7 protein-coding genes and 3 pseudogenes are annotated in these 6,116 nt (G+C 60.3%); 5 read left to right on the top strand and 5 right to left on the bottom strand.

The annotated features are described in order from the left end of the window. From ACS5Q1_RS45935 to ACS5Q1_RS45955, 5 genes and pseudogenes are all read right to left on the bottom strand, one after another. The coding region (locus ACS5Q1_RS45935) for a transposase (protein ID WP_473104464.1) at nt 1–530 on the bottom strand (530 nt) is incomplete at its 3' end. 161 nt (nt 531–691) lie between these two features. Beyond that, nucleotides 692–829 (bottom strand): annotated as a pseudogene (locus ACS5Q1_RS45940) (IS6 family transposase); the annotation flags it as partial. 349 nt (nt 830–1,178) lie between these two features. Beyond that, a complete protein-coding gene (locus ACS5Q1_RS45945) occupies nt 1,179–1,610 on the bottom strand; it encodes a hypothetical protein (RefSeq protein ID WP_473104465.1) in 432 nt (143 codons plus the stop codon). Between the two features lie 32 nt (nt 1,611–1,642). Continuing rightward, on the bottom strand, nt 1,643–1,789 hold the full coding sequence (locus tag ACS5Q1_RS45950) for a hypothetical protein (RefSeq protein ID WP_473104466.1): 147 nt from the start codon (nt 1,787–1,789) through the stop codon (nt 1,643–1,645). 330 nt (nt 1,790–2,119) lie between these two features. Further along, nucleotides 2,120–2,443, bottom strand: a pseudogene (locus ACS5Q1_RS45955) (IS6 family transposase); the annotation flags it as partial. A 5-nt stretch (nt 2,444–2,448) separates the two neighbouring features. Between ACS5Q1_RS45955 and ACS5Q1_RS45960 the strand changes: the two are divergent. The 5 genes and pseudogenes from ACS5Q1_RS45960 to ACS5Q1_RS45980 all read left to right on the top strand — a co-directional run. Beyond that, nucleotides 2,449–2,799 (top strand): annotated as a pseudogene (locus ACS5Q1_RS45960) (DDE-type integrase/transposase/recombinase); the annotation flags it as partial. Between the two features lie 48 nt (nt 2,800–2,847). Beyond that, nucleotides 2,848–3,000 (top strand): hypothetical protein, encoded by a 153-nt coding sequence (locus tag ACS5Q1_RS45965; protein ID WP_473104467.1) that lies wholly within the window; start codon nt 2,848–2,850, stop codon nt 2,998–3,000. Nucleotides 3,001–3,015: 15 nt separating this feature from the next. Continuing rightward, on the top strand, nt 3,016–3,804 hold the full coding sequence (locus tag ACS5Q1_RS45970) for an AI-2E family transporter (protein WP_473104468.1): 789 nt from the start codon (nt 3,016–3,018) through the stop codon (nt 3,802–3,804). A 526-nt stretch (nt 3,805–4,330) separates the two neighbouring features. Beyond that, nucleotides 4,331–4,966, top strand: coding sequence for a LysE family translocator (locus tag ACS5Q1_RS45975; RefSeq protein WP_473104469.1), 636 nt, complete (start codon nt 4,331–4,333; stop codon nt 4,964–4,966). Nucleotides 4,967–5,299: 333 nt separating this feature from the next. Further along, nucleotides 5,300–5,647: a DUF3088 domain-containing protein gene (locus tag ACS5Q1_RS45980; protein ID WP_473104470.1), complete on the top strand. Its 348-nt coding sequence runs from the start codon at nt 5,300–5,302 to the stop codon at nt 5,645–5,647. The last annotated feature ends 469 nt before the right edge of the window (nt 5,648–6,116 follow it).

Here is a 6,116-nt window from a genome sequence, read left to right on the forward strand (position 1 = left end):
CGGCGGGGATCGCCCATAGCAGCGACATGCTCCCGAGCTGCGGCCAGATGCTTCCGGATCTGCTCCTCTTGTTTGAACGAGCTCGGTCCGGCCTGCGCGGTGATCTTCGTGCCGTCATGCATGACGGTCTGCAGGGTCACCAATCCCTCCGCACTCAAGATCCCGAGCACCTGCGTGAAGACCTCGTCCAAGGCATCGTGATGGGCCAGGCGGAAGTCGGACAGGGTATGATGATTAATCGTGAGGAGGCCCGTCAGCCAGCGGAAGCCGGGATCGTGCTCGCAGCGACGCTCGACCTCTCGCGCCGAACCGATGCCGCGGCTGTAGGCGTAGATCCATAAGCTCACCAGAAGCTGCGGATCGTAGGCAGGCCGCCCAGCTCCACCTTCAAGCGAACCGATCCGGTCTACAAAGGCTGACAGATCAAGCCGGCCCACCAGTTCCCAGATCGCCCGAACCGGATGGTCCTCGTCGACCAGTCGCTCGACATCGAGCATGGTCCAGCACAGCTGCCGGCGATCAGCGCGCACCAGCCGAACGCGCTTTGCTCGTGATGGGTCTGAGTGCAAAGGGAGTGTTTGAACCGTCTCATTGGAAGGGTGCGGATCGTCAGGTCCCATGGCCCGATCTCCCCAAGAGGCTGCCGCTCATTCTAACATATCCGAGCCCAAAGAGGATTTTCTCACAGGTCGTGAATGGTGGCGTGATCGACCGAGATCCCGGGCTCAGCCATCATCTCCTCGAGGTCACGTAGACTGAGGCTATAGGCGAGATACCATCGAACGCACAACAGGATTACCGAACGATCAAAATGCCTGCCCTTGAACATCTCGCACCTCCAGAGCTACCGGAGGCGTATACCGAACTGAGTTACCGATAGGTTTGCGACAGTACCTGCGACAGAACCCTCATGCGTGCCCGTTTGGCTCGATCATTGCAAGGAAGCACTCGAGCGAATGGCAGGCGTACACCCCGACATCTCGCTTCAGATACCGACAGCCGTCCTCATCACGCTCCATCTCCTTCGTCTTGTGCTCGATCCTGGCGAGGATACCGCAGCGGAACACGTAGGACCTCCGACAGTGCGCACATCGGCTCCGCTGATTGAGCCGTGGGTTCGGCACCTTCGACGGGTCCATCAAGATGCCAAGGATTCTCATTGAAACCTCACCGGCTTCTCAAGTCCCGCCGTCGGGCTCGATGAAACAGAACACCTCTTCCTTGCCAAAGATGGACGATGACGGAGGTGGAGCGCACAGGTGAGGTTCAGCGCCTAGTCCATCGGGCACCTGGTCCCGCGGGACGAGCTTGCTGGGAGGAATGTCCACCCACGCACCGTATTTGAGCGCGGTCCAGCGCTTCCTGACGCTGTCCCACTTCGCTTCAGTGGGGGCGCAGTCCTGCTCACTGCAACAGCTCGAGTTCTTAACATCCGGGCGCATGATGCCGTTGTAGAGGTGATGATAGGCGCCGTGCGCCGTCTGATGCTCATCAGTGTGTCCCTCCTCGGCCCTAGCAGGGAAGGAGTAGAAGAGGGCCGCGGTGACGACGATCATCATCACGACAGCTAAGGCGTTATCAAGCGCCACCCAGTTCTCAGCACGCCGCATCGAAGCCTCCTTTTCCCAAGATCGTGAGCGTGTCAGACGGCAGTGTAATCGTGTCCGACATTGGAATGTGCTCCGAAGCCCGGTTCAGTCTGCGCGTTGGGAATGCCGGCTTGGGCGGAGCGCGCTGCGGCGCTGCGATCGAGCTCGCGGAGCACCCAGCGCCGGGACCGCCGCTTCATTGATAGCTTCATCCTGGCCTCTTATGTGCTGGATTTGCGCAGGTGCTGCGTGGATATGGCAGAAGAATAGCGCCGGGAGCGCGCGTCGCTCTATCCTACGCAGGTTTGACCGCGGCCTATCTAGGTCGAACCAAATTCTGCCATGGGTTTGGGTGAGCTATCCCTTGGTGTTATGTCGCAGCGCGATTGCCCACCGGCGGCAAGGCCGGACGCTTCCAGACGCGGGCTGCTGGTCGCGATCTGCTCAAGCTGACCTGAGAGGGCATCGTCAACTTAACTGAGGGGTGACCAGATCCTGCCATACGTGAGGAATGGAACCGACTCACGCCCCTTGGCGTTGCGACGGCTCTGAACCAAGATGTCGAGTACCACCCCACTTTGATCCACGGCTCTCCAGAGCCAATGCTTTCGGCCAGCAATGCTGATTACCACCTCATCGAGGTGCCATTTGTCTCCAGGTGCCGGAAGACGCCTGCGGATCCGGCTGGCAATGCCGTGGCCAAACTTCAAAGCCCACTTCCGCACCGTCTCATGACCGACCTCGATTCCTCGTGCCGCAAGCATCTCCTCAACCATGTGCAAACTGAGTGGGAATCGAAAGTAGAGCCATACGGCATGGCTAATGACCTCAGCAGGGAAGCGGTGGCGGACGTAGCAAAGCGGCCGAGCGCCTGCTGCGCAAGCTGCTCAAGAAGCAGGGCGTGGCTCCTCGGGTGATGATCACCGATAAACTGGCCAGCTACGCCGCTGCGAAAAGGGCCGTGACGCCCGGCGTTGAGCATCGGCAGCATCGAGGCTTGAACAATCGCGCGGAGAACTCTCATCAGCCGACCCGACGGCGAGAGCGCTTCAAGTCAGCCGGGCAGGCCCAGCGCTTCCTCTCCGTTCACGATCAGGTTGCAAATCTCTTCCGCCGCCCTGCGAACACCAACGCCGTTGATCATCGCAAGTCCCGAGCCCAAGCCTTTACGACCTGGGCCGAGGTGACTGACGTCACCACGGGCTACTGATCTGACTGTTCAGGGCAGGCTGACCTTGCTCAGCGCGTTAAGTTGACGATGCCCACGCGGGTCCAGTCCCTTGCTGCCGATACGGGCCGTCCCTGGCTGCATAAGATCATGGGCCAGGAACTCCGGATCGAGGAGTCGGTCACCCACACGGTGGCCACGATGGGGAGTGCCTGGCTCGACGACCTCATCCGCTCGGCGTGATCCGGTGGCAAGGCCGTGTTCTCCCTCCTCTCGCTGCTGGTCGTGGTCCCGATTGTCAGCATCTACCTGCTGGCGGACTGGGACGGGATGATCGCGACGATCGACGGCTGGTTACCCGCGGGGCAGCGCGAGGACATCCGTGCCCTCGGGCGGGAGATCCACGACACGGTGGCCGGATTCGCGCGCGGGCAGATCGTCATCTGCCTGATCCTGGCGGCATTCTACGCAGGGGCCCTGCGGCTGACTGGGCTCAACCATGCCATCCTGATCGGCCTCACGGCTGGCCTGATCAGCTTTGTCCCCTATCTGGGGCTCGGCGTCGTCGCAGCATGCGTCGCGATCGCCCAGTTCTGGCCCGACTGGACGCCCCTGGCCGTCGTGGCCGGCATCTTCCTGCTCGGCGAAACGATCGCTGATTATGTCCTGTCGCCGCGGATCATCGGCACCCGCGTCAAGCTCAACCCGGTCTGGCTGATGTTCGCGCTGTTCGCCTTCGGGTATTTGTTCGGCTTCGTGGGCCTGCTGGTCGCGATCCCGCTCGCCGCGTCCCTGGGCGTGATCTTGCGGTTCGCGATGAGGAAGGCGCTGGCGAGTCCTGACCTGAACGCCGCTGCGGCGCCATTCGCACCAAGCGTGCTTTCTCAAAGTCCGGTGGCTCTTGGACGAGAAGGGATAGGGCCGCGGGCTGACGATATCCCCTCCTCGGTGCAACGCGAAGCGGTGGCTGCCCGCCGGGCGCATAGTCCGAAGTATGAAGGGATACCGCCATCGCCCAGGCCGTCCCGCTGCGCAGCCAGCGATTGATGCCATGCTGCTTGAGCCCGCGCATAGGAGAGTCAGCAGTGGGTCAAACCCGGTAAAAAACAGGGCTGCTCCGAACGTCCGCTCTGACCTTCCATTCCGACTCACAAATCGGCACTTTCAAGGGTGAGGCGGACCAATGGTCCCTGTCAGCAAAATGCTGAGGCAAACTCGAAAATAAAGCTCAACTTTTGCAGCTACTTGGCGGAAGGCCTGAGGCATCCTTTGATACCCTCTACAGGTGAGGACGCTCGCATAGGATAGCCCTAATTCGGCAAAGTGCTTACTCAAAGCACGCATTAGCCCGCCTCACCCACTGAGGCGGGCTTTGCTGCGATCAAATTAGGTACAGTGATCCGCCTGTCTGGCTGCTCGCTTCATCAGCCATAGTCCGCTCCATGAACAAGCAAACCGCCGGCAATCGGCCACGAGCACCTCTTGTACTCGCCGCGCATAAGCTTCAGTATCTCCTATTCTAAACGGCTCTTATCTGAGTGCTTGTAGTGAATGGTCATGCCAGGGAGATGATATGAGCGGCGCGACACTTTTAGCCTTCGCCCTTGTCGCGTTCATCGGCATCGCGACTCCGGGTCCTACGGTTTTATTGGCGCTGGCCAATGGATCGCGATACGGCGTGGCGCGGGCCTGCTCCGGAATGGCTGGCGCCGTCGTGTCCGACTTTATCCTGATCGGCGCCGTGGCGCTGGGGCTGGGAGCATTGCTCGCCGCCTCAGAGTTCTGGTTCTCAGTCGTGAAATGGCTGGGCGTCGCCTATCTCGCGTATCTCGGCGTGATGCTGCTGCGGTCCAAAGGAACACTCAACCTTACCCTAGATGTCGGCACAGACGCTCAATCAGGGCCCTCGCGCTCGATCTTTCTCAAGAGCTTGCTCGTGGCCATTACCAATCCAAAAGGGTACTTGTTCTTTTCTGCCTTCCTGCCGCAATTCATTGAGCCATCCTCGCCGCAGATGCCGCAGTATGTGGTTCTAGCCCTGACCTTCGCATTCCTCGACTTTATCATCATGCTGGCCTACGCAGTCCTTGGCGCGCAGGCCATGCGTCTGCTGAAGGCGTCGGGCGCGCTCTGGCTGGACCGAATCTGCGGCGGAGCGCTGCTCGGACTAGCTGGATCACTTGCCCTGTACAGACGCACCAACACGTGATGGTCCCAAACCGCCCGGTTCTATGCTTCACGCGGACTATTCGGCCGTGAGGCGGACTGACGAGGTATATGCCCATTGGTTGAGGCGTTCTCGAAAACAAAACTCAGCTTTGGCAGCTACTGAGCGCAAGAGGTTCGCCATCCTTCGGGAGCATCCATAGATATTGCTGTGACCGTCCGCATAGGAAGACCACAATTCGGCAAAGTGCTTCCTCAGCGTTCGCATCAACTCGCCGCAACGGTGGACAAGAAAAGCGCTTCTTGAAGATGTGAGTCGACAGCCGTCAAGGAGCACGTTGTGGGCCCGCGTATACGATTATTAGGAGCTTGAGGCGTGCTGCGGGACCGGCTGTTTCTCCTCTCCCCTGACTTCGAGGATCCAGCGTATCCCGGTCAGCGCTTCTACTGTTGGCACTGTGCGCTTCTTGAAGGGGTCCTAGCCTCCTTCCCGGAATTGACGGAGCGCATCGACGTCACACGCATCGCTTGGCCGAGACCCCGCCAGGAGGTCATTGCGCTCGTTGGCGAGGAGAACCAATCATTGCCGCTCCTCGTGCTGGCCAGCGAGGCGCCTGACGCGCTGGCAACGGGCTCGCACGGCCAGGTCCGCTTCGTTGCTGGCAAGGATGAAATCTTGAGCGTGCTCAGCCGCCGCCATGGCATCCCCGCCCCCCATCCCTGAGGGCCTGTTGATGGCCAAGGGGATCATCCCAATCGGTCGCCTTGCCTAGAAATGCCTGAGGCAAACTGATGGGGTATAGCGGCCCTGAGATGAGGCAAGCCGAGAAATAGACCTCCGCAATTTCAGCTACCTAGAAAGCCGGATGCGGCATCCTTTGGCACCCGCTACAGTCAGTGATGAGGACGCTCCCATCGGATAGCCAGAATTCGGCAAAGTGCTTCCTCAATGCGCCCATCAGCCCGCCTCACCTACTGAAACGCGAGACGAGGTTCTTCTGCAATCGTATGGGAACCTCGGTGTCGCTGGGCACTTTGGCGTGAGATTCCAGATTTTTGGGAAGTCGTTGGCAGACCGTATGTTCGTTGCCGGCGGAGGTGGCTCGTCCACACTATGCGATGAGCGAGGGTTGCGCCGGATGGGCCGGTGCCGAGCCTCCCGCACAGGGGACGAGCCATGCAGCAGAATAGCA

It is taken from the genome of Microvirga sp. GN3, from assembly GCF_055792825.1.